General features: G+C 61.0%; 41 protein-coding genes. 18 read left to right on the top strand and 23 right to left on the bottom strand.

Annotated elements, in window-relative coordinates; genetic code table 11:
* The first annotated feature begins 12 nt into the window (after window positions 1-12).
* Window positions 13-684, top strand: a complete 672-nt coding sequence (locus ATN37_RS08045; RefSeq protein WP_218694992.1) for a Rid family hydrolase — start codon at window positions 13-15, stop codon at window positions 682-684.
* Window positions 684-860, top strand: coding sequence for a Sec-independent protein translocase subunit TatA (gene tatA, locus ATN37_RS08040; RefSeq protein WP_003943732.1), 177 nt, complete (start codon window positions 684-686; stop codon window positions 858-860). Before ATN37_RS08045 ends, tatA begins: the two co-directional genes overlap by 1 nt.
* Window positions 861-911: 51 nt before the next feature.
* Here the strand turns inward: tatA and ATN37_RS08035 are convergent, their stop codons facing one another.
* The 5 genes from ATN37_RS08035 to ATN37_RS08015 form a co-directional block, all read right to left on the bottom strand.
* Complete coding sequence (locus tag ATN37_RS08035) at window positions 912-1,526, bottom strand: class I SAM-dependent methyltransferase (protein ID WP_218694991.1); 615 nt, start codon at window positions 1,524-1,526, stop codon at window positions 912-914.
* Complete coding sequence (locus tag ATN37_RS08030; protein WP_003943643.1) at window positions 1,523-2,281, bottom strand: PIG-L deacetylase family protein; 759 nt, start codon at window positions 2,279-2,281, stop codon at window positions 1,523-1,525. Before ATN37_RS08030 ends, ATN37_RS08035 begins: the two co-directional genes overlap by 4 nt.
* On the bottom strand, window positions 2,275-3,213 hold the full coding sequence (locus ATN37_RS08025) for an acyl-CoA dehydrogenase (RefSeq protein ID WP_212633943.1): 939 nt from the start codon (window positions 3,211-3,213) through the stop codon (window positions 2,275-2,277). Before ATN37_RS08025 ends, ATN37_RS08030 begins: the two co-directional genes overlap by 7 nt.
* Window positions 3,210-3,914, bottom strand: coding sequence for a glycosyltransferase family 2 protein (locus ATN37_RS08020; protein ID WP_042452319.1), 705 nt, complete (start codon window positions 3,912-3,914; stop codon window positions 3,210-3,212). The genes ATN37_RS08025 and ATN37_RS08020 overlap by 4 nt, the downstream gene beginning before the upstream one ends.
* Before the next feature lie 232 nt (window positions 3,915-4,146).
* On the bottom strand, window positions 4,147-4,914 hold the full coding sequence (locus ATN37_RS08015) for a GAF and ANTAR domain-containing protein (protein WP_218694990.1): 768 nt from the start codon (window positions 4,912-4,914) through the stop codon (window positions 4,147-4,149).
* Between the two features lie 109 nt (window positions 4,915-5,023).
* Between ATN37_RS08015 and ATN37_RS08010 the strand changes: the two genes are divergently transcribed.
* A complete protein-coding gene (locus tag ATN37_RS08010; RefSeq protein ID WP_037131016.1) occupies window positions 5,024-5,722 on the top strand; it encodes a HemK2/MTQ2 family protein methyltransferase in 699 nt (232 codons plus the stop codon).
* Here ATN37_RS08010 and ATN37_RS08005 read toward each other — a convergent pair.
* Window positions 5,679-6,728: an iron-containing redox enzyme family protein gene (locus tag ATN37_RS08005; RefSeq protein ID WP_218694988.1), complete on the bottom strand. Its 1,050-nt coding sequence runs from the start codon at window positions 6,726-6,728 to the stop codon at window positions 5,679-5,681. The two genes, ATN37_RS08010 and ATN37_RS08005, sit on opposite strands and share 44 nt — an antisense overlap.
* On the opposite strand from ATN37_RS08005, the gene ATN37_RS08000 reads away from it, so the two are divergent.
* Entirely contained in the window at window positions 6,729-6,968 is a 240-nt protein-coding gene (locus tag ATN37_RS08000) for a CDGSH iron-sulfur domain-containing protein (protein WP_192712042.1), read from the top strand. It abuts the gene before it with no gap.
* Window positions 6,969-7,096: 128 nt separating this feature from the next.
* Here ATN37_RS08000 and ATN37_RS07995 read toward each other — a convergent pair whose 3' ends face one another.
* From ATN37_RS07995 to ATN37_RS07985, 3 genes are all read right to left on the bottom strand, one after another.
* Window positions 7,097-7,300, bottom strand: a complete 204-nt coding sequence (locus ATN37_RS07995; protein WP_003943666.1) for a cold-shock protein — start codon at window positions 7,298-7,300, stop codon at window positions 7,097-7,099.
* 316 nt (window positions 7,301-7,616) lie between these two features.
* A complete protein-coding gene (locus tag ATN37_RS07990; RefSeq protein WP_003943713.1) occupies window positions 7,617-8,594 on the bottom strand; it encodes a YihY/virulence factor BrkB family protein in 978 nt (325 codons plus the stop codon).
* A gap of 86 nt (window positions 8,595-8,680) precedes the next feature.
* Entirely contained in the window at window positions 8,681-9,118 is a 438-nt protein-coding gene (locus tag ATN37_RS07985; protein ID WP_007726553.1) for an STAS domain-containing protein, read from the bottom strand.
* Window positions 9,119-9,448: 330 nt separating this feature from the next.
* Between ATN37_RS07985 and ATN37_RS07980 the strand changes: the two genes are divergently transcribed.
* Complete coding sequence (locus tag ATN37_RS07980; protein ID WP_003943680.1) at window positions 9,449-9,697, top strand: hypothetical protein; 249 nt, start codon at window positions 9,449-9,451, stop codon at window positions 9,695-9,697.
* Between the two features lie 16 nt (window positions 9,698-9,713).
* On the opposite strand, the gene ATN37_RS07975 is transcribed toward ATN37_RS07980, so the two are convergent.
* Both ATN37_RS07975 and ATN37_RS07970 read right to left on the bottom strand, forming a co-directional pair.
* Window positions 9,714-10,496: a SigB/SigF/SigG family RNA polymerase sigma factor gene (locus tag ATN37_RS07975; RefSeq protein WP_003943639.1), complete on the bottom strand. Its 783-nt coding sequence runs from the start codon at window positions 10,494-10,496 to the stop codon at window positions 9,714-9,716.
* Window positions 10,493-10,927 carry an anti-sigma factor gene (locus ATN37_RS07970; protein ID WP_003943620.1) on the bottom strand — a complete coding sequence of 145 codons (435 nt, stop codon included), beginning with the start codon at window positions 10,925-10,927 and terminating at the stop codon, window positions 10,493-10,495. The genes ATN37_RS07975 and ATN37_RS07970 overlap by 4 nt, the downstream gene beginning before the upstream one ends.
* A 237-nt stretch (window positions 10,928-11,164) precedes the next feature.
* On the opposite strand from ATN37_RS07970, the gene ATN37_RS07965 reads away from it, so the two are divergent.
* Window positions 11,165-11,602 (top strand): hypothetical protein, encoded by a 438-nt coding sequence (locus ATN37_RS07965; RefSeq protein WP_218694986.1) that lies wholly within the window; start codon window positions 11,165-11,167, stop codon window positions 11,600-11,602.
* A 9-nt stretch (window positions 11,603-11,611) separates the two neighbouring features.
* Here the strand turns inward: ATN37_RS07965 and ATN37_RS07960 are convergent, their stop codons facing one another.
* The 5 genes from ATN37_RS07960 to ATN37_RS07940 all read right to left on the bottom strand — a co-directional run bounded on the left by ATN37_RS07960 (window position 11,612) and on the right by ATN37_RS07940 (window position 13,831).
* Complete coding sequence (locus ATN37_RS07960; protein ID WP_277921635.1) at window positions 11,612-11,923, bottom strand: WhiB family transcriptional regulator; 312 nt, start codon at window positions 11,921-11,923, stop codon at window positions 11,612-11,614.
* A 191-nt stretch (window positions 11,924-12,114) separates the two neighbouring features.
* On the bottom strand, window positions 12,115-12,786 hold the full coding sequence (locus ATN37_RS07955) for an ANTAR domain-containing protein (protein WP_007726556.1): 672 nt from the start codon (window positions 12,784-12,786) through the stop codon (window positions 12,115-12,117).
* A 48-nt stretch (window positions 12,787-12,834) separates the two neighbouring features.
* Complete coding sequence (locus ATN37_RS32455) at window positions 12,835-12,969, bottom strand: hypothetical protein (RefSeq protein ID WP_256261806.1); 135 nt, start codon at window positions 12,967-12,969, stop codon at window positions 12,835-12,837.
* A 73-nt stretch (window positions 12,970-13,042) separates the two neighbouring features.
* Complete coding sequence (locus tag ATN37_RS07945) at window positions 13,043-13,588, bottom strand: Dps family protein (RefSeq protein WP_003943731.1); 546 nt, start codon at window positions 13,586-13,588, stop codon at window positions 13,043-13,045.
* 84 nt (window positions 13,589-13,672) lie between these two features.
* Window positions 13,673-13,831: a hypothetical protein gene (locus ATN37_RS07940; RefSeq protein ID WP_003943664.1), complete on the bottom strand. Its 159-nt coding sequence runs from the start codon at window positions 13,829-13,831 to the stop codon at window positions 13,673-13,675.
* A gap of 358 nt (window positions 13,832-14,189) precedes the next feature.
* Between ATN37_RS07940 and ATN37_RS07935 the strand changes: the two genes are divergently transcribed.
* Window positions 14,190-14,492, top strand: a complete 303-nt coding sequence (locus ATN37_RS07935; RefSeq protein WP_003943719.1) for a MerR family transcriptional regulator — start codon at window positions 14,190-14,192, stop codon at window positions 14,490-14,492.
* Window positions 14,493-14,516: 24 nt separating this feature from the next.
* On the opposite strand, the gene ATN37_RS07930 is transcribed toward ATN37_RS07935, so the two are convergent.
* The 4 genes from ATN37_RS07930 to ATN37_RS07915 form a co-directional block, all read right to left on the bottom strand.
* Complete coding sequence (locus ATN37_RS07930) at window positions 14,517-14,894, bottom strand: hypothetical protein (RefSeq protein ID WP_007726560.1); 378 nt, start codon at window positions 14,892-14,894, stop codon at window positions 14,517-14,519.
* A 136-nt stretch (window positions 14,895-15,030) separates the two neighbouring features.
* Complete coding sequence (locus ATN37_RS07925; protein ID WP_064075809.1) at window positions 15,031-16,518, bottom strand: trehalose-6-phosphate synthase; 1,488 nt, start codon at window positions 16,516-16,518, stop codon at window positions 15,031-15,033.
* Window positions 16,515-16,934 (bottom strand): STAS domain-containing protein, encoded by a 420-nt coding sequence (locus ATN37_RS07920; RefSeq protein WP_007726563.1) that lies wholly within the window; start codon window positions 16,932-16,934, stop codon window positions 16,515-16,517. Before ATN37_RS07920 ends, ATN37_RS07925 begins: the two co-directional genes overlap by 4 nt.
* Window positions 16,935-17,193: 259 nt before the next feature.
* Entirely contained in the window at window positions 17,194-17,382 is a 189-nt protein-coding gene (locus ATN37_RS07915; protein WP_136472457.1) for a PI-type proteinase, read from the bottom strand.
* A 167-nt stretch (window positions 17,383-17,549) separates the two neighbouring features.
* Between ATN37_RS07915 and ATN37_RS07910 the strand changes: the two genes are divergently transcribed.
* Window positions 17,550-17,798, top strand: a complete 249-nt coding sequence (locus ATN37_RS07910) for a hypothetical protein (protein ID WP_007726566.1) — start codon at window positions 17,550-17,552, stop codon at window positions 17,796-17,798.
* A gap of 220 nt (window positions 17,799-18,018) precedes the next feature.
* Here the strand turns inward: ATN37_RS07910 and ATN37_RS07905 are convergent, their stop codons facing one another.
* Window positions 18,019-18,510: a hypothetical protein gene (locus ATN37_RS07905; RefSeq protein ID WP_256278632.1), complete on the bottom strand. Its 492-nt coding sequence runs from the start codon at window positions 18,508-18,510 to the stop codon at window positions 18,019-18,021.
* Complete coding sequence (locus tag ATN37_RS07900; protein WP_007726571.1) at window positions 18,507-19,085, bottom strand: RNA polymerase sigma factor; 579 nt, start codon at window positions 19,083-19,085, stop codon at window positions 18,507-18,509. The genes ATN37_RS07905 and ATN37_RS07900 overlap by 4 nt, the downstream gene beginning before the upstream one ends.
* 186 nt (window positions 19,086-19,271) lie before the next feature.
* Here ATN37_RS07900 and ATN37_RS07895 point away from each other — a divergent pair, with 186 nt between their 5' ends.
* The 10 genes from ATN37_RS07895 (at window position 19,272) to ATN37_RS07855 (ending at window position 22,998) form a co-directional block, all read left to right on the top strand.
* Window positions 19,272-19,736 carry an Asp23/Gls24 family envelope stress response protein gene (locus ATN37_RS07895; protein ID WP_003943699.1) on the top strand — a complete coding sequence of 155 codons (465 nt, stop codon included), beginning with the start codon at window positions 19,272-19,274 and terminating at the stop codon, window positions 19,734-19,736.
* Complete coding sequence (locus ATN37_RS07890; protein WP_042452304.1) at window positions 19,733-20,017, top strand: hypothetical protein; 285 nt, start codon at window positions 19,733-19,735, stop codon at window positions 20,015-20,017. Before ATN37_RS07895 ends, ATN37_RS07890 begins: the two co-directional genes overlap by 4 nt.
* Window positions 20,010-20,276: a hypothetical protein gene (locus tag ATN37_RS07885; protein WP_256933189.1), complete on the top strand. Its 267-nt coding sequence runs from the start codon at window positions 20,010-20,012 to the stop codon at window positions 20,274-20,276. The genes ATN37_RS07890 and ATN37_RS07885 overlap by 8 nt, the downstream gene beginning before the upstream one ends.
* 38 nt (window positions 20,277-20,314) lie before the next feature.
* A complete protein-coding gene (locus ATN37_RS07880) occupies window positions 20,315-20,494 on the top strand; it encodes a hypothetical protein (protein WP_003943629.1) in 180 nt (59 codons plus the stop codon).
* A complete protein-coding gene (locus ATN37_RS07875; RefSeq protein ID WP_042452300.1) occupies window positions 20,487-20,879 on the top strand; it encodes an Asp23/Gls24 family envelope stress response protein in 393 nt (130 codons plus the stop codon). The genes ATN37_RS07880 and ATN37_RS07875 overlap by 8 nt, the downstream gene beginning before the upstream one ends.
* Window positions 20,876-21,445: a DUF6286 domain-containing protein gene (locus ATN37_RS07870; RefSeq protein WP_007726582.1), complete on the top strand. Its 570-nt coding sequence runs from the start codon at window positions 20,876-20,878 to the stop codon at window positions 21,443-21,445. Before ATN37_RS07875 ends, ATN37_RS07870 begins: the two co-directional genes overlap by 4 nt.
* Window positions 21,442-22,026: a hypothetical protein gene (locus tag ATN37_RS07865; RefSeq protein ID WP_218694982.1), complete on the top strand. Its 585-nt coding sequence runs from the start codon at window positions 21,442-21,444 to the stop codon at window positions 22,024-22,026. Before ATN37_RS07870 ends, ATN37_RS07865 begins: the two co-directional genes overlap by 4 nt.
* 64 nt (window positions 22,027-22,090) lie before the next feature.
* Window positions 22,091-22,213 carry a hypothetical protein gene (locus tag ATN37_RS32450; protein WP_003943707.1) on the top strand — a complete coding sequence of 41 codons (123 nt, stop codon included), beginning with the start codon at window positions 22,091-22,093 and terminating at the stop codon, window positions 22,211-22,213.
* A gap of 222 nt (window positions 22,214-22,435) precedes the next feature.
* A complete protein-coding gene (locus tag ATN37_RS07860) occupies window positions 22,436-22,699 on the top strand; it encodes a GlsB/YeaQ/YmgE family stress response membrane protein (RefSeq protein ID WP_003943661.1) in 264 nt (87 codons plus the stop codon).
* A gap of 101 nt (window positions 22,700-22,800) precedes the next feature.
* The gene (locus ATN37_RS07855) at window positions 22,801-22,998 is read left to right on the top strand and encodes a CsbD family protein (protein WP_007726588.1); all 198 of its coding nucleotides are present in this window, start codon (window positions 22,801-22,803) and stop codon (window positions 22,996-22,998) included.
* A gap of 33 nt (window positions 22,999-23,031) precedes the next feature.
* On the opposite strand, the gene ATN37_RS07850 is transcribed toward ATN37_RS07855, so the two are convergent.
* Window positions 23,032-23,754 (bottom strand): hypothetical protein, encoded by a 723-nt coding sequence (locus ATN37_RS07850; protein WP_064074611.1) that lies wholly within the window; start codon window positions 23,752-23,754, stop codon window positions 23,032-23,034.
* Window positions 23,755-23,942 lie beyond the last annotated feature (188 nt).

Raw genomic sequence — 23,942 nt, 5'->3', positions numbered from 1 at the left:
GGAGGTCACATCATGAAATCTCGCAGAACCAAGGTCCTTGCAGCGGCATTCGCCGCCACCACGCTACTGGGCTTCGCCACTGCCTGCTCGTCTGACGAGGCGGACGCCGAGACCACATCGAGTTCGTTCGTCTCGAAATCGATTCTCGAAGCGGGGCAGGCAAACCCGATGATCGCTCAGGGCGTCGCGATCGGCGGCGACACCGCAATCTACAAGACCAGCGGCATCGGCCCGTCGGCAGGAAACAAGGCGGCGCCGGAAGGTTCGCCGGAGTCGTACATCGACGGTCAGTTCTCCGGCGGTGTTCTGCCGGCCGGCGTCACCGTCACCGAGGCGCAGGGCATCAACGTACTCAAGAAGATCCGCGACAACCTCGAAGCACAGGGATTGAGTCTCGAAGACGTCGTGACGATGCGCGTCTTCCTCGACAACGCGCCGGGATCGGACAAGGCCGACTACACAGGATGGAATCGCGCGTACCGGCAGTTCTTCGCCAACACCAATCTCGACACGGGTGACACCGAGTTGGTGCCGATGGGCGCGGCCGAGCCGATCGCTCCGATCGAGCGAAACAGCGCCCGGCCCACCCGATTCGCCCTCGAGGTTGCCGGACTGCCCGTTGCCGGTTGGCTCGTCGAGGTAGAGGTCGATGCGGTGTACCCCGACGGCAAGGAACCCGCCTGATGGGCGCGCTCAGCCCGACTCACTGGGCGATCGTCGCAGTAGTGCTCGTGGTGCTGTTCGGTTCGAAGAAGCTGCCCGACGCGGCTCGGGGCCTCGGCAGGTCGATGCGGATCCTGAAGTCCGAAGTCGGTGAACTGCAGTCGGATACGGACCTCGCGTTGGAGCAGCGAGACTGACCCCCGTGCGCGGTTGAGGAGCCCCCCACTCCTCAACCGCGCACAGGTCTACTAGATCAGACCTTCGGAACGAGCTACCGACGGTGGTGACGGCGGACCCTTCACGAAGACATCGATCAGCACGTCCTCGTCCTGGTACGACGCGAACTGCGCCAACCCCGGCGTCTGGCGCACAGCCGAATGAACAGCGTCACCGTTTTGCGGATACTCCGGTACGACATGACGCCAATGGGCGCACAGCAGCGTTCCGCCAGGCTCGAGATGCTCGACGACCTGCAGCATTGCCTCGATGAGCTTTTCGAAGGTCAGGTAGTAGCCGACTTCGCTGATGACGACGAGGTCGAACGTCTCGTCGGGCCAGTCGTCACCCAACGCCCAGAGCCGAAATTCTGCGTCATGTCCGGTAAGCCGCGCACGAGCGCTCTCGAGTGCGGTCGGGACGATGTCGGTGGCGAGAACGCTGTCGCAGCGCTCGGACAACTTCTCGGTGAGAATCCCGATCGAGCACCCCGGTTCGAATGCGCGACGGTATCGAGGTTTCGGGAGCATAGCGACACTGAGTGCGTACTTCCGCTGCTCGTACCAGCGGGATTCGAAATCCCATGGGTCGGACTGTGCGGCATACATCTTGGCGAAGTAATCCGCGGGGAGTTCACGATCGCTCATACGAACACCGTCTCGTACGGCCTCAGTAATCGTTCCATCGCGTGGCGGGGGAGGATGGGTGCATCCGCGGGATGATCGGAAAGCGGAGCGATCTGTGAAGTGAACTCATTGGTGGCAGCAGATTTCGCAGCCTGAACGTCGGAGGGCAAGGTCACCTTTCGTGCTCTTTCCCACGGGACTGCCGCATGATCCGGCGCGGCCCAATGCCACGCCCAGATGGGATACTCGATCAAGCGCGATCCAGTGTCCGCGCACGCCCTCGCCGCCGCGTCTCCGGTGGCTTCGTGGTCCGGGTGGCCGTCCCCGCGCCACGTGGAGGCGCACCAGGTATCCGCCGAGGAATCACCGAGAATCGAGCTGAGGCGGTCGGTCAACTCCTGTCGGTTCTCGCCGATCTTTCCGTCCGGGATGCTCAATCGAACCGGTGTGGGAATTCCGAGGACACGCGCTGCCCGATCCGACTCGGACCGTCGACGGCGTTCCATCTCGGGCTGAGTCACGGTCGGTGAATCGGGATGCGAAGCTCCGCCGTCGGTGACAGATACGACCTGAACACTGATGCCGGAAAGTATTGCCAGAAGAGCGGTTCCGCCCAGACCGAGTATTTCGTCGTCGGGATGGGGAGCGACGATGATCAATCGTGAGCATCCGGTGAGATCCAGTTCCGGAAAACTTCTTCCCCACTCTCGCCATGTCGATTCGGGAGTACCGCCGTCGTCGACAGGCTTCTGCGCGAACAGTTTCGAGTTCACCACGGCCGTTTCCCCTTGGCTGCAATCCGGCCCAGCTCGGCGAGATCCTTCTCGGCGTGACTCTGCCGCAAGTAGACGGTGAGATCGGCTACCCGTGCGGCGTGCGCGGCGTCCATGCAGAGCGGTGCGGCGCCGAGAGCGCGTCCCACCCGATCCAGGGTCTCGGTAGCGGCGCGCTCGACAATTGCGCGCACACGGAGTGCCCGCTGCATGGCCTCGGCATTTTCGTCGAAGGGATCCGCATCGACCTCGGCCGCCGCGACTGCGAGCGCGTTGCGCGCTGCGGCGAGCGATGCATCGACCGCACCGAGGTGTGCGAGTACGTAGGGGTCTTCGCTGCTTGCAGCCTTGTCGTACAACGGATCAGCGACGCCGCAGGCGCCGCCGTACCAGCATGCAGCCACGCCGATCGCGCCGTGCCAGAACCCCGGGCGGCTCAGGTAGTCGCCTGCCGTCCCGACCGGTATGGCCGGAACCATGTCGAAGTCGACCGCGCTGGAGTCGCTTTCGGCCATACCGACGGCCTTCCACGAATCGGGAACGGGATGCACCCCAGGTAGTCCGAGCTCGACCGCGAAGAGGGAGGGGACACCGTCGACCAAGGCGGTGATCAGTGCATGCGTGCAGGTGTTGGCGCCGGAACACCACAACTTGCGACCGGTGAGCGTCCAGATCCCCACGTGCTCAGACGCATTCACCACAGGTTGGGGTGGCTCGGCCGCCCACACTCCCCACAGCTGCCCGGGTTCGGGATCCGGTCCGTCGAGTTCGGTGAGTATCGCGACGGCATCGGTGTGAGCCTCAGCCATCCGGCCGAGAACCACATTCTCCCGTGTGAGCTCTGCCAGGGAGGTCCACCGTGCGGCCGTCGCGCCGCCGCCGGGCAGCGGCAAGTACAGTCCACCTGCGTCCAGGAGTGTGTGTAGTCGTTTCATCGTGCCAGCTCCGCTTCTTCGTTATCGGCGGTCGTACCACCCAGGTTACGGATATGTCCGGCAAAGCCGCCCGGAGTTCGGCCGTCGAGACGCGCAGACGTGGTGACCGCAATGTCCTCTGCCCACGCGATACAGGCACCGGCCTCGCTCAACCGCCGGACGAGATCGACATCCTCGTCTTCTTCGAGATCGCAGAATCCTCCGACGTCCCAGTACATATCGGCGCGGACACCGAGGTTGGCACCGTGGACGTGACCGTGTCGACCATAGGGATGTGCGTGGTACATACGTTCGTACCGTTCGCGAACGGAGTGCGGATGGCCTTCCCAGTCCGCGATGCGAACGGTGCCCGCGACGACGTCCGCAGTACGCGCATACTCCAATTGGCGCGCAATCCAGGTGGGGCCGACCACCGAATCGGCATCGGTCGTGGCGAACCACGCTGAGGCCCCCAAATCCGAGCCGAACGCAGAGAAACCCGTCGCTCGCGAACGGCCGACGTTCTGATGCTCGACGCGGAGTACTTCCACCCCGTCGGGGATGACCCCCGCGGTTCCGTCCGAACAGTTGTCGAGGACGGCAACCACTCGGACGGGGACAACGCAAGCCGACGCCGCTGTTGCGAGTGCACGAAGGCAATTGGGGAGGTCTTCGGCTTCGTTGTGGGCGGGAACTACGACAAGAACCTGGTCGATTGGCACAGTGACGATCCTTTCCTCACCCTGGTACGGTCGGGTCTTCTTTCGTCCCGGTTCTCAACAGATAACCACATTTCGGACGGGTGCCGCCGCGCGACCGCCAGCAGCCGTGCAGGTCGAAAACTGTTTCGGTGAAACATCTCTGGATACGTTTGAGAGATGTGCCGGCGGGGTACAAGACGGGGTTTGCGACTGTGCTTTCGGGTGCAAAACGGGGTTTTGCACCGAAGAATCTTCAGAACCGGCGGTGGCGCACCGAATCGACGAGCATCCGGGCCACCTCGTGCAGTTTCACGTTGGTGTGCTGCGATTGCTGAACGAGTCGGCTGAATGCTTCGTCGGCGTCGATGCCGTGGATGGCGATCAGCACGCCCTTGGCTTGTTCGATCTCGGCACGAGATTCCATGGCGCAGTGCAACTGTTCGATGTGCTCGTGTGCCTGATGCCAGCGTCGTGAATCTGCGATCGCCGCGCCCGCACCGGCGGTGAACAATTTCATCAACTCTTCGTCGAAGGGCTTGAACTCTGTCGAGGCGAATCCGTAGACGTTGAACGCGCCGAGAAGTTCGGTGCTTCCTTCGCCCATGGTGAGCGGCACGGACAAGTAGGACCGGACACCTTGTTTCCGGGCCTCGGCGGTGAATTCCGGCCATTTGTCGTCGTGATCACCCACCTTCGACCGAACCGACGACATGGTGCGCGCGGCGTCAACGCACGGACCACGATCGGCGGAATGCTGGGCATCGTCTATCGCGGAAAGGTAGTCCGCGGTAGATGCAGCAGTTCGTGGGCCATCGGCGGACAGCACCGTCACGCTGACAGCATCGGCATCCGGCAGCGCTTTGACCGCCGTCTCGGCCAGACGTTGGAGCATGGAGTCGAGATGCGCGTCCGTGTTCAGAGTGGACCGGAGTCCGGCAATCGCTTCGGCGAGGGTGTCGAGCGAATCTGCTGCGGAAGCAAACGCCGCGGCTCCCTGTGGGGTGTCCGCATTGCCTGTCATGATTCAGGTCTACTCCGCAAAGTGCGGCGATGTAACCGTTCCAGGCGGTCTTTGCTTCGATGTTGCATGAAATCCGAGGTTCCTGGGTAGCCGCACGCAGCGATGTGCGATGTCGCCTGAAAAAGAGGAGCCGATGATGATCCTGCGTTTACCTGGTGTGTATCCACCGCAACACGACACGTCGTTACTGGCGGATGCGCTGCTGTTCGAGCGCCTCACCGCTCGCAGTCGGGTGCTGGATCTCTGCACGGGGACCGGCGCCCTCGCTGTCGCGGCATCCGCGGCAGGCGCAGGCCACGTCGTCGCGGTCGACATATCTCGCCGAGCGTGTGCCAATGCTCGTCTCAACGGGATCCTCAACGGAACCTCGATCGACTCCCGTCGTGGCGACCTCACCGAGGCGGTGCACGGCGAACTCTTCGATCTGGTGATCTCCAACCCGCCGTACGTCCCTGCTCTTGCAGATGATCTCCCTACCGCTGGAATCGAACGTGCTTGGGACGCAGGCAAGGACGGACGCGCCCTCATCGACAGGATCGCAGCCACCGTTCACGAGGTGCTCGTCCCGGGCGGCACACTGCTTCTCCTGCAATCGGTGCTGTGTGGGGTCGACAAGACCGAGGCGATACTCGAAGAACACGGTATGGCCGTAGAGATTTCAGCCCGGAAGTACGTTCCCTTCGGGCCCGTGATGCGCGAGAGGCGCACCATGCTCGAGGCACGAGGGTTGATCACCACCGGTCAGGAAATCGAACAACTCGTGATCATTCGCGCAACGAAGTCTTGCCCTTCTCCCAACTCGATGTGAGGTGATCGCCGAGAAGATCGTCGAACGCCAGGCACGCTGCGGCGCCGAACAAGATGTCATCAGTGCGGTGCGGCTGCGAAGAAGCGAGACCGCCGGCAAGGTCCCGAACGGCGATCTGTTCGTGAACGGAATCCGCTTCCACGTGCTCGTCGTAGAACAGTGTCGCGCCCGAACCGAATCCGAGTCGGCGCAGTCCTGCGCTGTATCGTTTGCTCGGCAGCGCAGACGTGGTCTCGACAGCGCACAGGTGCCCGACCAGCGTTCCGAGATGGCGGCGATGAAAACCGAAGAGCGAGAGAGCATTCAACGACGCCAACGTTACCGCGGGAACAGAATCGATGTAGTGGCCGTAGCGGTCCGAAAGACCCACAGCCCGCATGGTGTCGGCAAAAAGACGCGAATGCATTCGCTCTGCGCGGCCGCCTCCGTACTCGTCGCTCTGCACTTCGACGAGGGCGGCCTTGACGGCGCCGGAGAGACGCGAAATTCCGAGGGTGTGCACATCCGCCTCGCGGAGCTGATTGAGGGAACGGTGAATCAGCACCTCCGAGAACTGATCGATCGTTGCATCTTTCGCCATGAAGGACGCAAGACCTGGGCCTGCACTGGGGGCGGTCATCGACCAGAGGTCGGCCACGACGTCGCCAGACGACTCCACTGTCCCCACGAGTTGCGCGATGGCGGACTCGAAACGCTCTTCGAGCCGAGACCGCACCGCGAGCAGGTCCGGATTCCACTCCCATTTGTCCGAGACGTTCTCGATTCCCTGCAAATGAAGCTCGTAGAGGACCGTCAGGGTCAGCTGAGCGTCGTCGTCACGAAGAATGTCGTAGGTGAGGTCGGTGGACTGTGCATCCTCGTACGCGTCAGCGGCAGCCGTAATCTCCCTCGGATCGGCCGAGGAGCGCAGAATGGAAACGAGAGTGGCGCTCAATGGGCCGCGGGCCTGTGGAACAGGCATGGAAGTGGGCACACCAGTGGCCGAATCGAGAACTGAAGAGGACATATGACCGCGTTTCCCGAATCGTCATCTGCCGAAACACCGAGTGTTCCCGGTAACAACACCACCATAACCGCCTGCACGGACGGCCCGCTGCTGGTGCGTGGTGACTTCGAGTTGCTCAGTGAAGACGGCACTCCGATAGAGAACAAGCGCTCTACGGTTGCATTGTGTCGATGTGGGCGGACCGGCATCGCGCCGTTCTGCGACAGCTCCCACAAGAAGAAGCGGGCGCGAGCGACGTAACCGGTGCCAATTGGGAACAAGCCCGACCCGTGAACCAAGACGACCCGGAAACCAAGAAAAGGCTGGATGCCGGCACCATGCGGTGCAGCGTCCAGCCTTTTCAGTCTGAAGTCAGACTGGGATCGAACTCAGATGGCGCGAACGTTCTGAGCCTGGGGGCCCTTCTGGCCCTGTCCGATCTCGAACTCGACCTTCTGGCCCTCGTCGAGGGACTTGTAGCCGCTGCCCTGGATCTCCGAGTAGTGAACGAACACATCCGGTCCGCCACCTTCCTGCTCGATGAATCCGAAGCCCTTTTCACCGTTGAACCACTTGACACTGCCCTGAGCCATAACCAAATTCTCCTGGATCCATCGAGCCGAGCCCTCCCATCGAGAGTCCGGTCTCACACCTGATCCTGCCATGCTCTTCTTTTTCTGTCTCCAATTACATGCATGGCGAGTTGCAGTATTTGACGGCTTTGTCCCGTTCCGGGACCACGTCGGAAGCAGGTGATTGTTCAACTATGCGCGTTTACCTGCTGTGATGTATTCGTCCCTTCGATGCAGCGCGAAATGACAACACCTGTGTTAAATCTGGATTCGCGGCGCAGAATGCCACCCCGATACCGAGGAGGGGACCAAATACCCAACTCGATCGGGGTCGAGATCAGTCCGAATCGTCGGGTTTGGTGTGCCCGTCGAACGTCACATGGATGTTCTCGTGGGGAACCGCGCGTTGTGCTTTTGCTTGATCGGCGAAGGTGCGCCGATCGCCTTCGATGAGTTCGGTGTTGTCGGTGAACGGAGCCAACAACGCCCGCGGATGGAGTTTGTCGACTCGCACGACGTTGATTTCCGCGCACATGACGATCGAGGCTGCAGCGAGGAACAAGAAGGCCAACAAACCCAGAACGATGGCAAAGACGCCATTGGTGGTGGAGGCACCCCGCACCACAGAGGTCACATAGAGGGCACCGAAGGACTGAAGTGCTTGCCAGAGAACAGCAGCGGCGATCGCTCCAGGTGCCACATCGGCTACCGAGAGCGGGCGGGCGCAGGTGAGCCGGAAAGCGACGATGAAGATGCCCGCATTCAAGACGACTACCGCAAGGGTCAGCAGGAAGCTGAACGAACCGCCCAGATGAAGCGCACCGCCGATGTTGGAGACAGCGGTGGTCCCCAAGATCGCGAGACCGATCGTGCCGAGGAGTAGTAGCCCTTGGAGACGCCCGCGGATGGGATCCGGTCGCATATTTCGGGGTACCGACCACACCGTGTTCATCGCGTTCTGGCAAGCCAGAGCGACACCGAGGCCACCGTAGAGACCACCGACGATTCCGATCACCAGACCCGTGACACCGCCGCCGATCTGTTGCGCATTGCCCAGGTCGTCACCGATCACCGGAAACTGATGCAGCGCGGAGTCCAAGATCTGTTGCTGAAGCTCAGGGTTGCCCGACAGCACGAAGCCGAGAATGGTCGAGAGCAACAGAAGAAGAGGAAAGAGCGAGACGAAGCCGTAGTAAGCGATCAGCGCGGCTAGATAAACACCTTGATCGTCGAGGAACTTGTAGAGGACCGCTATCGGGAACCCCAGGGCCGGATGCTTCTGTTGCAAGGCATCGAGGCGCTTGGCGATTGTCATTCTCGGTCTCTCTCAGCTCGTCGGACAGCCCGACGAACCTTAGTCGCTGCGAGCGCCCGGCGCTCGACGCCGGTGCAGCCGTCGCGTCAGGAGGCTTCGAGTGACTTCTCTGCTTCGTCGAGCGCGCGCATTGCTCCCTCGACAGAGTTGGTGACCGGGAATTCCTCTTCTGCCCGCGCCGCGCGAAGCAAGCGTCGAAGCGGGTGTGACCCGATCGCGGCCCACTGGAAGTCGTGGGCTCGCGAACGGGAGTTCAGCTCGGCGAACAGTTCGAGGCAGACCGCACCGACGAACAGTGAGTTGGACAAGTCCAGAATGACGCGAGACCACTCCGCAGCGTACGAGTTGAGAAGTTCTCGTAGTGCTGGGGCGGAGAGTTTGTCGAGGTCGACGTCGACCTGGATCAAGACTGTCGAGGGCGCTATCCGCCAGGCCGCGAAACCATGCGTTTCCACGATCGGCCCCAATTGTGTTGAGGGATCGATGGAATCGATCGGTGTGTGGTCGAGTTCATTCAGATTCATGGCAGATCCGGTCTGTGTGCTTTCATCGAAAGGCTGACGACCGATCTGGCGGCGCGGAAAGTGAATGCGTCCAGGCGTGGAAAGCTTTAGAGCTCAATGGAAATGAACAGTACAGATGTGCGCAGGAAATACTCACCTGATCCAGAGCCTTGATGCGAACCGAGCGCCAGTGGCTTCAACCCCGGCTGTATTCTCAACCTCGGTACCGTTCAGTGTAGCTCGAGGGCGTGAATCGGTCCAGGTGAGAGGTCGAATATTAAGCGGTGCAATGTTTTTGGCTCGACGCTTCGGTATGGTGGAAGATCAGCGTCACCGGACGAAGGGAATCAGATGAACGACCGCGATGCACTCACGGCCATCTCGACCAAGCTCGACACACTGATCGGCGCGGAGACCAACGGTTTGCGGGACGAGGTTCCGCCCGGTTCCAGTGTGCAGCGCACCGAGCAGGATGGCGAGCACGGCCGGTGGGGGCACGATTACCGCCTCGCCAACAAGTATCTCGAGGCCCTCGACATCGGCCAGCCCGGCCTCATCGATCGAGACGAGCTGGAACGTCTTGCACAGGAATACATCTGATCCTCGAGACGTACCTTCAGAAGATTTCACCCATCTCGGTGCGTAGCTGCTTCAGTGACTGAGTGAGGATTCTGGATACATGCATCTGAGAGATGCCGACCTTTTCGGCAATCTGGGATTGGGTGAGATGGCCGAAGAATCTGAGAACGACGATCGTGCGCTCGCGCTCCGGTAGTGCCAGGAGCGCGGGCCGCAGGGTTTCGTGATTGTCGATCCGACTGATCGCTTCGTCGTACTGTCCCAAAGTGTCTATCAGAGTCAGACCACTCCCGTCGCCGGCGGAAGCGGTGTCGAGCGGTGTGGTTCGGTACGAATTACCGGCGGTCAAACCTTGTTCGACCTCGTCCGGTTCGATGTCGAGTTCCTTGGCGAGTTCCGCGACTGTCGGTGCACGGCCGAGCGTCTGGGACAAAGTCGTGAGCGCCCGGTTGAGGGCAAGGTGCCGTTCCTGAAGGCTACGAGGCACTCGCACGGACCAGCCGTGATCGCGAAAATGCTTGCGAACCTCCCCCATGACGGTCGGGACGGCGAACGAGAGGAAATCCGATCCTTTGTCGACGTCGAATCGCTGCACGGCCTGTATGAGCCCGACGCGAGCAACTTGCTCCAAGTCCTCGAAAGGCTGGCCACGCCCCTGGTATCGGCGAGCGACGTGTGTGGCCAGGGGTAGGCATAGTTCGATGATCGAGGTGGTTATTTTTTCTCGGCTGGGATCATTCGGCGGAAGCGAGGCCATCGAGACGAACAGTTCGACAGCTGTTTCGTACTGGTCCTTCTTGTCCGGTGGGACAGCGGTCACGCACGCTCCTGGGGCAAGCCCTTTTCAAGCGTCATCGTCAGGGTGATGTGACCGTCCGCGTCGATTTCCGACTGTTCCAAGCGGACGGAATCGACCAGCGCTTCGAGAACGAACCATCCGAAGCTGTGCGACTTGTCGGGTATCTCGGAGTGCGCGATCACGGACACGACGGTCCGAAGTGTGCGGCCGACGGTGTCGAATCGGCAGGTCAAGTCGCTGGACGGTATCGCGTGGCCGATGAGGATGCTCGCGACTTCGTCCATCGCCAGAGCAAGGTCGGCTGTTCCGTCGACATCGAGTCCGGTGTTGTTGGCAACCGTTCGGGTGATTCCGCGCAGAGTGGGAAGTTGAGAGTACGACGCGCGGACGCGGAGCGAGGCGATGGAGTCGTGAGTTAGTTCGGTTTCGGTCGGACTCGACAGAGGGATCAAGGGGCTTCCTGTAGGTAGATGTGGCGTAATTCCGGCGGACCGAGGCAAGGACCGGTACCGGCCGTGCGTGCCAGCCATCTCTACCCCGGAAGTATTCATGGCCTTGGATTACCCTTCGCCCGGCGAACTAACCCTCTTTACCCGAACTAGAGGATGAATTGTGAGACACATCACCTGTGGTGCGGACGTACCGAATCCTCATCTTTCATTTTCGCGTCGTTCGGGTACAGCCGCTTCATGGACACCCATTCGGACAGACAGATCCCCGTACACATACGACCGGAAGGTGTCACTGATGACGAGGTGAAGGCGGCAGGAGCGCTGTCGAACGCCCTTGAAACGGTGGAACGGGCACGCGGTGCTCTGTACGACTTCCATCAGCTGATAGGGCATGCCGATCTGATGCTCGACGAGGTCGTCGAGCTACTGCGATCCAGCGGCAACGACGACCTGGCCGATCAGGTCGAGGGCGAGTTGATGGGCCGGAACGTGGTCGAGGGGCGCTGGACTTTCCAGTTGGTCGAAGAGTTCGACGAGAACTACTGGTCGTTTTTTCGTGAATGCGAGAAAGTGGTGCGCGACAAGCTGGCAGGCGGAGTGCCGCACCTCTTCGAAGCCGAGATGAAGGAGCGACGCCGCACGCACGGTTTGCGGCACCACGAGGCCAGGCCCTGAGGTTCCTGTCTACTCTCGTGAGCTCGTCGCGGCACTGATCAGTGGTTCAGTTCGAGCTTTGCGCAACGATTCTCGCTCGGTCGCCGTCATGCCGCCCCAGATACCGTGGGGTTCCCCGGTCTGGATGGCGTGCACCAGGCATCTCTGCACGACAGGGCATCTGGCGCACACCAGCTTCGCCGAACTCTCGCGCTTCGCTCGCCTGGAGCCGCGCTCGTTCGTGTCGTCGTAGAACAGAGCGGGGTCGGTGTCGCGGCAGGTGCCGGACAGTTGCCAATCCCACTCGTCGGCAAGGGGCCTGGGAGATGTGTAGGAGCGCATGAACATGGACGTTCCCTTCGCTGCGTGACGAACTCGACTCGGATCGCGGATCCAGGTCGGGTGTTAAGGCAAAGCTCGGTCCCGCCGGCCTGAACCGGCGGGACCTTCGAGGCTCCTCCCTCGAGGGGGAAGATTTCGGGGGTACCTCTGGTCGGTCATTACCCAGCCGTACAACTTTTGAATCCCGGTCGTCAGGAATTCTTTTGATCCACGGCACGTCGTTCTGCTGCGGCGACAAGACCACCGGCGATGTCGCGCACCTTGACGTTCCATTCCTGCGACATCTGGACCAGAAAGTCGAAGGCTTGGTCGGCCGAGCACTCACGCTCGGCCATCAGTAATCCCTTGGCCTGCTCGATCAAGGGCCGAGAATCCAAAGCTCTTCTCAGTTCGTCATTTTCCGCGCGAAGGCGGGTGAGGACGTCTGACGCCGAACTGGACTGCTGAGCCAGCGGTCGTTGAACCTCGTATACACGATGAAGCACACCGATGACTCTGCCGTCATCATCGGTGACGGCGGAATTCACCGTATTCCAATATCGGGTGACAAACATCCCGCTCCCGCGCTCGTCGCGCACGTCGTAACGCTGAGTCGGCAGTGTGTCCCGAGTTCGGGACCGCATCGTGCGCTCGAATGACGCTGTCAACGAGAAGATTCCATCGGCAAACGAGTCGTCGGGATTGTCGGGGAAGGCTTCGAACACTTCCACTCGGTGCAATTGATCGAGGCTGCGACCGGATACGGCAAGGTATTCGTCGTTTGCGCCCTGGATACGAAAATCGCTGTCCACGAGCAGAAGAGAAGAACTGCTTGCCGCAAATCGATCGCTACGAACGATCGAGCGGAGAGTGCTCGAACTCATGATTGTGTCGTTTCTGTCCTGTCTTCGACGGTTGCGGCCCCTGATATTTCAGAAGTAGGTGATCGCGAGAACTCCAAGGGCGGTGCCTGCCAAGATCGATCCGAACAACAAACGCTGCTGCAACACGAACATCTGATACTCGCGACGTGTTTGTGTCGACGTGCCGCGCGAGTCCGCAGACATGCTCTTGCCCTTTCCTGTTGTGGGGAGTGCGATTTCGGCCGACCCCCGATCGGCCGAAACCGCGGACGGTGCGTCAGTTCTGACGCGCCTCATTTGCGGCATCCTGCTCGGTGGACGCGCCTTCGTGTACGAGGCTGCCACCCGAGTTCTCGAGGTGAGCACGAACGAACCACTGGAACTTTTCCAACTGCGCCGTCTGGCCGATCAACATGTCCTCGGTGATCGGATCGATCTTGCCGACGCTGTCGATTGCGGTGCGACTGTCGGTGATGATCCCGGTGTAGACGAGGTCGAGCGCAGCGAGGTGCGCACGAGCGTCGTCGCGGCCGACGGAGTAGTCGTCCCACGTTCGATCGCGCTCGATTGCTCCCGCGGTGCCCTTGGGCGAGTTACCCAGTGCCGCGATACGTTCGGCCACATCGTCGGCGTAGCCGCGAACCAACTCCACCTGGGGGTCGATCATCTCGTGCACGCCGATGAAGTTGGGACCCACGACGTTCCAGTGAACGTGCTTGAGCGTGAGGTGAAGATCGTTGTAGGCGCTGAGGCGTTCCTGCAGAATATCGGCGACGGACGAACCGTCTGCGCTGCTCAGTCCCGGTACGGTGAACTCGGACATATGTTTTCCTCTCGTCTTGATGGGGATCGCCCTCCGGTGGGGCGGTCTCGCGCCATCGTCAATCGGATCGCGTGTCGGTCAGGTTCAGTGCGCGAGTGCTACTGGCTCCTCTGTCACCGGGTCGCCGTACATCATCGCGATTCGGCGCTTGACCTCTTCGGTTGTCAAAGTCGCACTTGCGACAGTGATTCCGATGCCGGTGGTGCTCTCGCCCTGTGTGGGCGGGATGTCGATCGTCGTCATCTTGCTCCCGGTGAAGAGTGTGCCGTGAGGGAGTCGGCTGAACCACCGACTCCGACGTCTGGGTGTTCTGCGCCTTCGAGCTCCAGTTATGGCGCTTTCAGGTGCTACAAAATCTATATCAGCCGATGTAGATAATTGGCAAGGCTACTTCGATTCGCGGGCGAAGGAAAGCGCATTGTGCAATCTTGTCGAAATCGGCTTTGATCTGCCATTTCACGCCTTTTCTGCTCGACGATTCTTGTTGTCAGTGGTCCTGGACACGCTTGAATCTATGTCCTGGGCGTCAGATTCACTGCGTGATGGTGCTAAGGTCGGGTGACGCCGATTGAGACAGCCGACACCGAACTAGGAGGTTCCAGTGACGTCGGAATCCCAGACCCGGGCGCTGCGCGGCGTGTACGGGATCTCAGTGATGTCTGAACTGTCCGGGGTAGGACCTCAGACGCTGCGCCTTTACGAGCGAAGGGGCTTGCTCACACCAACCCGCACCGATGGCGGTACGCGCCGGTACAGCGAGGCCGACCTGGACACGCTCGGACGAATCACCGCGCTGATCGACGACGGAGTCAATCTCGTCGGTATTCGTCTGATTCTGTCCCTCGAGGCCGAGAATGCAGTCTTAGCGGCTCGAATCAGCCAGTTGACCGCCGAGGGGGACTAGTGGTGCTGCTCGAGACGATGCCGTTCAGGATGGAGTTTCGGTGCGGGTAGGGTCGCCGAAGTCCGCGTCGGCGGAGATTTTGTTCCCTGCCGCTGCGATCTGTTCGAGCGCGGCGTCCAACGCATCGACCAACCATTGATGCGACGCCTCCGCGAGGAGGCGATCCGGAGTGTCGGTGTTCTCGGATTGGAAGAACCGCACCAGCCATGATTCTCCGTTGTCGGGTCGATCGGAGAGTCCAGCCGCGGTATTGGTCGCCAGAAGGAACCGGTTGTATTCGAGGTCAACACGAATGGCGTACTCGCCGAACAGGTTCACCACGTTGGCCGGCCGATGAGTAGCGGCAGCGAGCGCAATGAGAGCGTCGTTGTAGGTTTCGGAGTACTTCATCGTGAGGGGCATGGTCGGCCTGTCTTTCTGGGCCGATGCAGCATTGCACGGCTATGTCGAGGAGATCAGTTCGCAGCCGCTGCTTGACGATGAACTGAAACCAATCCTAGCTCGAGTCTCCGAGCGCACTGACGCAAGCCCGTGAGGGTCAGTTGTTGCGCGCAAAGTTCGACTCACGCTCCGTGACGAACTGATCGTCCGGAAGCGGTCCGGGTGGGGCAAGCGCAGTCAGGAACGACTCGGCCCACTGATGCACATCGTGTGTCATGACCTGTCGATGCAGCGCAGCCATACGGCGACGGCCTTCCTTCGGATCCTGATGAACCGCGGTCAGGATCGTATTCTTCACGCCGTCCAAATCGTGCGGGTTGACCAGGTATGACTGTCGTAATTCCATTGCGGCACCGGTGAACTCGCTGAGAACGAGAGCACCTCCGAGGTCGCCACGACAGGCCACGTACTCCTTGGCCACCAGATTCATCCCGTCGCGCATCGGCGTCACGAGCATGACGTCGGCAGCGACGAACAGTGCGATCAGTTCTTCACGGTCGACCGGCTGATACAGGTAGTGAACGACGGGGCGGCCGATCTGACTGTGGTCACCGTTGATGCGGCCCACCTGCTCTTCGATGACGCTACGCAGGTCGATATAGTGCTGCACGCGTTCACGACTGGGCGTCGCGAGCTGCACCATCGTGTACTTCTCCGGATCCAGACGATCCTCGTCGAGGAGTTCCTTCAAGGCTTGAAGCCGCAGGTCGATACCCTTGGTGTAGTCCAGCCGGTCGACTCCCAGCAAGATTTTCTCGGGATTTCCCAGCTCTTCCTTCAACTCGCGCGCGCGACGCAGGACCGAATCGCTTTTCGACTGGCGCTCGAGTTCGGCAGAATCGACGGAGATGGGAAAGGCGCCCACCTTGACGACGCGAGAATCGAAATCCACATGCCCGAGCGCACTTCGAACACCGACGCCCGCGGTCGTCGTCTTGAGGCCGAGAAGTTTGCGGGCCAAGAACAGGAAATTGTTTGCGCCACCAGGTAAGTGGAAGCCGATCAGATCGGCGCCCAGCATTCCCCTGACGATCTCCTTGCGCCACGGAAGCTGCATGAAGAGCTCGACCGGAGGGAACGGGATATGAAGAAAGAACCCGATCGTCAGATCTGGCCGCAGCTCGCGCAGCATCGCCGGCACAAGTTGCAACTGATAGTCCTGCACCCAGACAGTCGCTCCGTCCGCGGCGCAACGCGCGGTTTCCTCGGCGAACCGCTGGTTGACTGCGACGTAGGTGTGCCACCACGACCGCTCGAACGTCGGAGCCACCAGAACGTCGTGGTAGAGCGGCCACAACGTGTCGTTGGAGAACCCCTCGTAGTACTCGGCGAGGTCCTGAGAGGTCAGCTCGACGGGAAACAGACGAAGGCCGTCAACCACTATCGGATCGACCTTCTCGTCCGCGACCCCCGGCCAGCCGACCCAGGCGCCATCCCGCTGTCGCAGGATGGGTTCGAGCGCAGTGACGAGCCCACCCGGACTTCGCTTCCAGTTCTTGCTTCCGTCTTCGTCGGTTTCGAGATCGACCGGCAGTCGGTTTGCGACGACGACGAATTCGGAGAGCTTTTCGAGATCGGTACTCACGCCGACATCGGCTCCGCCAGGGTCTCGTCCAGGACGGAGGTCGAGGACAGGTACGCGACTGCATCGGCTGTCGAGTCGGTGTACACGATGTCGGTGTCCATCTTCAGAAGAGACAGCGGACGCCTGACAGGGTGCGCTGCGACGAGCGTCCACGGCACGCCGAGCCTCCGTGCCTTGGCCGACAGAGTCTCGATGATGGAAAGACCTCCGACGGAGATGAACTGGACGTCCGAGCAGTCGAGTACGAACGGGTGTCGCTCACCGATCAGGTCGTCGACGCAGGCAGCGAAATCAGCTCGGGACCGGACGTCGATCTCGCCGCTGACCACGAGCGACTGAATGTTTTCGGCACAGGTCGTCGTGAAGGTGGGGGGACTGTCCGTACGCTCATCTGTAGTTCTCGAAAACTCGTTCATCGAAACTCCTGACGGATTGCTCGAAACGGTTCGTTCGAACGGTCTGGTTCGAAACGGTTTCGTTCGAAACCGGGAAACGGCACGGGAAGCAACGCACGAACCGTGCTCGTCTTCAACGGCTGGGTACTCAACCGTGCTGAGTGCCTACCTTACCGCATCGCGAAAACCCAGGTGAAAAGCGTTAGATCCGTACGGATTTCAAGGTCCCGTGAGCGTCGGCCCACGGGACCTTGGTCCCGATGGTTCAGACCTTCCGGGATCAGTCGGTGTCAGTCGCCGGGCCGGTGCTCGAGGCTCCGCCCTCGTCGGCCCACGTACGTTCGCCCGACGGATCGGTCTGAACGTCCTTGGGTGCGGTGTCGGAGCCGGTTCCCGGACCGTGGTCGGTGCCGGTGGTCTGCGGCTCGTCCGTCTGATCCGTGCGGTCGGTGGAATTCTGTTCACTCATGGTGTGCGTTTCCTTCGGGAAGTCGTTGTTCATGTACTTGTCGTTTCCTGCTCACCCGCGAGGGGTACTCAGTAGGGGGTAGTGCGTCACGTCGAGCCAGTACGTCACGTCGAGTCCATACCGGCAAAGTCAGCTGTCACCGAAGCAGGAGATTTCACGTGAACCATATGACCGTGACGACCGAACACCTGCGTGCACTGCTGGGCAGTGGCCCCCATTCGGAACTGGTAGCGGTCGGGGGCGAGATCGAGATCTACGTCCCCGATGAAGAAGGGTTCGGTCTCGAGGGTATCTCGCTTGTCACTCGCGAGCAGTTGGCCGAACGTCTACCGTCCTCACCCGACAACCCCGACGAAGGTGAACTACGTATCGCCGCAGAATCGTTGAGCGAGATGATCGCCGAACTCGGCGGTTGAACTCCGAAGTTCGGGTCAGCCGACGTCAGATCTGCGGGATCGGATCCGGAGGGTACGGGTTCGGTGGCGTCGGAGTCGGTGGCACGGGCGGCGGATTCATCGGATCGGGTGGTGTCGGCGCCGGTGGTGTCGGCGGCCCCGGGTCGGGGGCGGGGCCCGGATCCGGTGGTGGGGGAGTGGTCATGAGTGCCGGGTTCCCAAACACTTGCCGAACAAACACCTAGTGTTCGGAGTGGCTTTTGGTGTTCCCTTCGGCAGGTAGATCATCGACGATGTCGACTACGGCGACGTGGATGCTCTCTGCAGAGACCGGTGGGTCCGTCTCGCCGAGGATCAGGTGAACGACATCGACGACGGTGAATCGAACCCGGTCCGACAGTTCGGCCAGATCCACTCCGTATGGCGCTGCCAGTTCGATACGTAGTGAACGTATTTCGTGGCCGTCGACGAAGAACTCGATGCTGCTCGGCGAGCAGTGGTGCCGAGAACGTATCTCGGCGGCCAAGTGGGTGCGGAGTACGTGATCGCTCACCGACACCGTGCCTAGACGTGGACCTTCCGACGCGTGTGCGTCGAGCGGCCAACCGGACGCCGAGGTCGACCGTAGCGCCCGGATCACCTTGTCGCTGATTCGATCCCAGCCCGGCTCGGGAGCGTTCCGCAGGACGTCGGATGCGTGCGCCATCAATGCGTCGGTTCGTGATTCAGTCATCGCCACCTCGTCATTCGTTCACTCAGGTTAGCCCGTGCACGATGGTGATGCCCGCGCACCGCATCCGGGGTGAGTCTTAGAATCTTGCCGATTTGAACGAACGTGAGCATCTCCACCTCTCGCAGCGTCCATGCCGCACGCTGGCGATAAGGCAGTTCACCCAACGCTTCTTCCAGTGCCTCGAGGAACGCGGAGTTCGAGGTCGTGTCGAACGGGCCGGCCTCGGGAGACGGCACGAGAGGATCGAGCAATCTGTCGTCGATCGGTTGAGCTCTCTTGATTCGATAGCTGTCCACGATCTTTCGGGAACAGATCGCGAAAAGCCATGTTCGCATCGACGATTCGCCACGAAACGAATCGAGTCGACGCCAGGCGGCCACGAAGGTGTCCTGGACTACCTCGAGAATGTCACCTTCGTCTGCGAGCATGCGACGCGCATAGCGGTGAAGTGCAGGTCCGTAGTAGTGCACCAGTGACTCGAATGCTTCTCGGTCGCCGAGTATCGCAGCGTTCACTGTCGCGGTGTCCAAACCGTCAGGTGCTTCGGTGAGCCCCTGTGTATGCGGTAACGCCACAGTCGCTCCTCTCGCGGAAATGCGGAAAACTCGGCTGCGTTCGAAGATTGTTCGCCCGGCCGGGGCGTTGAATGTTACGGACAGTAACTAACAAGTGTCAGTGATGCACGTCACCTGACTGGGGCATTCGGTTTTGCCTTCGAGTGACGACTACACAGGTAGATCGATCAACAGGAGGAGATGACAATGGTCAGCACGCAGGTTGCGACAGCATCTACGAAGGATGTTGCATCATCGAACGACTCGGCTCTCGTGAGTTCGCAAGGAAAGACGTCGATCGCCGACACCGTTGTCTCGAAGATTGCCGGCATCGCTACGCGAGAGGTGAGCGGCGTGTACGACGTCGGCGGCGGAGCGTCGCGGGTTGTCGGGGCACTGCGCGAGCGGATCCCCGGCGCGAGTGTCAACCACTCCCAGGGAGTATCGGTCGAGGTCGGCGAAAAGCAGGCAGCGGTCGACATCGACATCGTGGCCGAGTACGGCGTATCGCTCGCCGATCTGGCCACCGGCATTCGCCGCAACGTCATTGCGGCGCTCGAACGGATGACGGGTCTCGAAGTGACCGAGGTGAACATCACGGTTCACGACGTTCACCTCGACGAGGGCAGTGACGACGAAACCGGCGAGCCCAAGACTGCACGGGTGCAGTGAGTTCCGAAATCGCCGACACCATCGCGGCGGCTGTGACGGGGATACCTGGGGTCGCCTCGCTTCATGCCGGAATGTTCGGCGAGGTTGGCACGTACCTCCCCGGTCGCCGCGTCGTCGGCGTGCGGGTGACGGAGTCGTCGACAGACATCCATGTGTGCATCTTCGCCGACGCTGCCGTTCGAGACACGGCTTTACGTATCCGCCAAGCGGTTTCAGGACTCGTTACAGGCCCCGTGAACGTGACCGTGGAAGACGTAGTCGGTCGTGCGCACGATGCCTGAGCACTCTCGGGGTTCACTTCCCGATCGACGATCCGCACGCCGAGAGGCGATCAGGAACTACCACCCCGACGTGGGCGGATCTGCCGACGCGCTCAATCGAGCGCTCGAACGCGTCGACCGGGACTTCGCGTCCCCGATCGGTGTGGGTGTGCGCAGGACACTGCGCGGCACGATGCGGCAGATAGCGAAACCCGCTCGGACCCAGTACACGCGTTTGCGCGCTCGGTTTCCGGGTGCCAAGACCTACACCGAGATCTGACTCGCACCAACGAACATCATCCACAACGGAGGATTCACATGACCACCTCGACTGTCGGCCTACTGGCAGGACTACTTCTAGGAGTCGCAGCTGCTGCAGGCGGTTTCACCGGATTCCTCATCGCTCTGGTTCTCGGTGTGATCGGATACCTCGTCGGTGGTCAGCGTGACGGCGAGTTCGATCTCGGTGTGATGCTGAAGGGTCGCGGACGTGGCTGAGACAGCTCGACCGGAGTCGTCTGTGCTTGCCGAGCCGGGCGATCGCGGAACGCTGACGATTCGAGACAGAGTCGCGCAGAAGTTGGTTCTCGAGGCGACGCGCGGGACCCCAGGGGTGCGTCATCACGCCGGCGGCATGGACAAACTGACCGGGCGTGAACTGCCGAGGGCGCGAGTGCTGGTATCCGGTAAGCGGGTACGGGCCAAGGTGGACATCGCGATCGAGTGGCCCGGATCCTTGTCGGTCATCGGTACCGCGGTGCGAGAGAACGTGACAACCCAGTTGCAGTCTGTATCGGGCCTGGACGTAGACGGCGTGGACGTGGCGATCGTGAGCGTTCTCCCGGCATCGACCACGCGTGACGCGGGAAGGAAAGTGCGATGACCGCCGACAAGGTCGCACCACCCACTGCCTCGAGGGCTGCTGCTCCTGTTCCCCTTGCGGCGCCCGGATCGGCCGTCACGGGATTCCTCATCGCCGCGGCGCTACTTGCGCTCGGCGTGGTCGGCGTCCGCGACGCGCTGGTGGATACCGGCGTGATTACCGGGTCGCAGTGGATACCAAGTGCTGCCGCATATGTGGACGGGCTCGCGTACGAGGGTTGGATGTTGCCGGCGGGGATCGCAGCCGTCGTTCTCGGCCTGTGGTTCGTCATCCTCGGACTCAAACCGCGACGAAAGACTGCCAATGCCTTGGTCGGAGTCGCGAATACGTGGATCGATCCCGCCGATGTAGCGGCGATAGCGTCTGTTCGCGTCGAGTCACTGGCCCAGGTTCGATCCGCTTCGTCACACGCGACCCGGCGCAAGCTGGAAGTGAAGGCCTCGGTCACGCCCGATGGAGCCGCCACCGCTGAATCGGAAATCCGTGCGGTGCTGGGGGACTTGGCCGGGTCGCTGTCACCATCGCCGCGAATCAAGGTTCGTATCCAGACGGGATCGCTGTCATGACTCGGACGGCGACGGCGATGGATCGCGTGGCGACATGCGTCGTGGGGATGCTCGCGATAGCGCTGGGAGTTGCAGCGATCCTGTGGAATCGCGACGTGATCAAGGATTTCCCGGCGCGTATCGAGATCCCGTGGGCTGAAGATCTTGTCGATCACTCGTGGTGGCCATGGGCTGTCGGAGCTGGGGGAGTATTGCTAGTCCTCCTCGCGTTGCGGTGGTTGATCGCGCATGTGCCGCTGCGTCGGGTGAAGGAGATCGCCGTCCATGGGTCGAACTCACACAATTCCATCACCGCGGATCTGGGTGCGGTGGCGGAAGGGGCGAGCGCATCACTGGAGGGCTTCGACGAAGTGTCGCGTGTCCGAGGAAAAGCGTTGCTCGATCGTGGAGTTCGCACGATCGATTTGCGAGTGACATTGAGACGTAGCGTCGTATCCGGATCGGAAACGTTGTCCGAGCTGATTTCTCGCGTCACCGACACGGGGGATCAAGTCGCTGCGGTGGTCGGTGATCCATCCGTCGCGACCAGAACTCACATCGCCGTGGAAAGCGCGAAACGCGATGAGCCGAGAACTCTCTGATCAATCGAGGTTTGAGCCTCCCGACGGCCGGGTATTGGTAGACCTCCCGATCGTGCACAGAGTCATGGATGTTGCTGTGGCACTGTGCGTCACGGTGCTCCTGGCGACCGTGACCTCGATGGCGATCGCGATCGTCGTGACGCTGATCATGTGTGCGTCGGTGAGTGTCGTTTCTCGTATGTGGTGAATCGCCAGTCATTTTGGTTCTGTCGTGAACACCTGATAGAAAGGTAAGCAGACAATGTGGCTGCTACTGAGTGCACGATCCCCCGCGTCGTGCGGTGGAGAGTCCGGTTGTGTGCAAACACTACCCGCGATCACGGTCTAGTTGCGCGGGCCGATCGCTCGGAACTCTCCCTTTACCGGCAGTCTCTCATTGCGCCGCCCCTCTTTACTCTAAGGAGTCCAAATGCTTCCTCTCGGTATCATCGCCTGGATCATCATCGGTGGACTGGCGGGTTGGATCGGCAGTAAGATCATGAAAACCGATGCGCAGCAGGGGATCTTCCTCAACATCGTTGTCGGTGTCATCGGCGGTCTGATCGGTGGTTTCCTGCTTCGAGTCTTCGGCGTCGATGTCGAGGGCGCGGGCTGGATCTTCAGCTTCCTCACTTGCCTCCTCGGCGCTGTCATCTTGCTGTTCCTGGTCAAGGCAGTCACCGGAAAACGCTGACACGCATTTGTCCACGCAGTTCGAGTTCGACTGAATCCACGACCGAATTCCACGGCCGAACGCACGACCGAATCCACACCGAATTCAAGAAGGAGAAATACATGTCTGACTTCATCGACAAGGCAAAGCACCGCGCTGAGGATCTCATCGGCGAGGCGAAGGAAAAGTTCGGAAACGCCACGGGCAACGATGATCTGGCTGCCGAGGGTGTTGCCGATCAGGGCGAGGCGAAGGTCAAGAAGGCCGGAGACACTGTCAGTGACAAGGTCTCGGATATCAAGGACAAGTTCACAAGCTGAGTGAGCTTCGGCGCGGTTGATCGGCACGTCCGGTCAACCGCGCTTTTGTGTGTCTCCTCGGCCGTTGCGGCTACCGCGATACACGAACTTGCGCGTTTCTGCGAGCCACTCCGGAAGCATGCGCATGTGGGCCGGCCTGTTCAGAATCGGATCGAAGGACGGCTGGAGGCAATCCGGGTGGTCCTCGACCTCGTCGAGACAGAGATGCCCGATCGGTATCAACTGAAGTTGAATTCTCGCGAGGTACACGGAGAAGTGCAGCGGGGAATGATCGACCGCAGCTTTCAATGCAGACAAAGAAGTGCCGGCCGGATGGACACCGCGCGGTGTCACGATCAGCCACGCCGCGGCACCGCCCGCGCGTGAGTAAGGAACCAGTGTGCTGTATCTCGCGCCGTTCCACGAGAAAGCCGGAGCTGGAAACATTTTCGAGAAGGTAGAAAGTCCTGATGTTGCGAGAAGAATGTCCCACGGGTTTTCATCTGCGCCGACATCGTGCAACCGAAGCGCCAGGCCGAGTACGTCGGGTAGGTCTCCGGGTGTTCCGAGGGCTTTCGACATTCGAGCGGTGACGGTAATCGTCGACGACTCCGATACCGGCCACCATGGGGTGGCCGGCTTCAATGTTCCCTTCAGTTCGATCCCGTGAGGGTGAAAAACCCTGGCCATGCGCAGCGATGATGCGAAGTGGAACGGCGCACCGACTAGCTTTCCGATCGCACTCTTGCCGGCGGGGATGATCGAATTGATCGTCACAGCTTCCTTTATCTGAGAATTCTCCGCCCGTGAAGCGCCCGGACTGGACGGACGTTCAGGCGTATTGACGGGCTTTTCAGTGGCGTCTTTCGACTTCCCGGTGGTGGTGATTGCTAATCATGTGACATGCCGTAACAAAAGTCTCGCCCGCCGGGATAATTAGCCAAACGCATAAATTGGTCGTTATG

Source organism: Rhodococcus sp. MH15 (assembly GCF_019266045.1).
Classification (GTDB): Bacteria; Actinomycetota; Actinomycetes; order Mycobacteriales; family Mycobacteriaceae; genus Rhodococcus_F; species Rhodococcus_F qingshengii.
The sequence above is the reverse complement of the archived record's forward strand: the minus strand, read 5'-3'. Positions and strand labels throughout refer to the sequence as shown.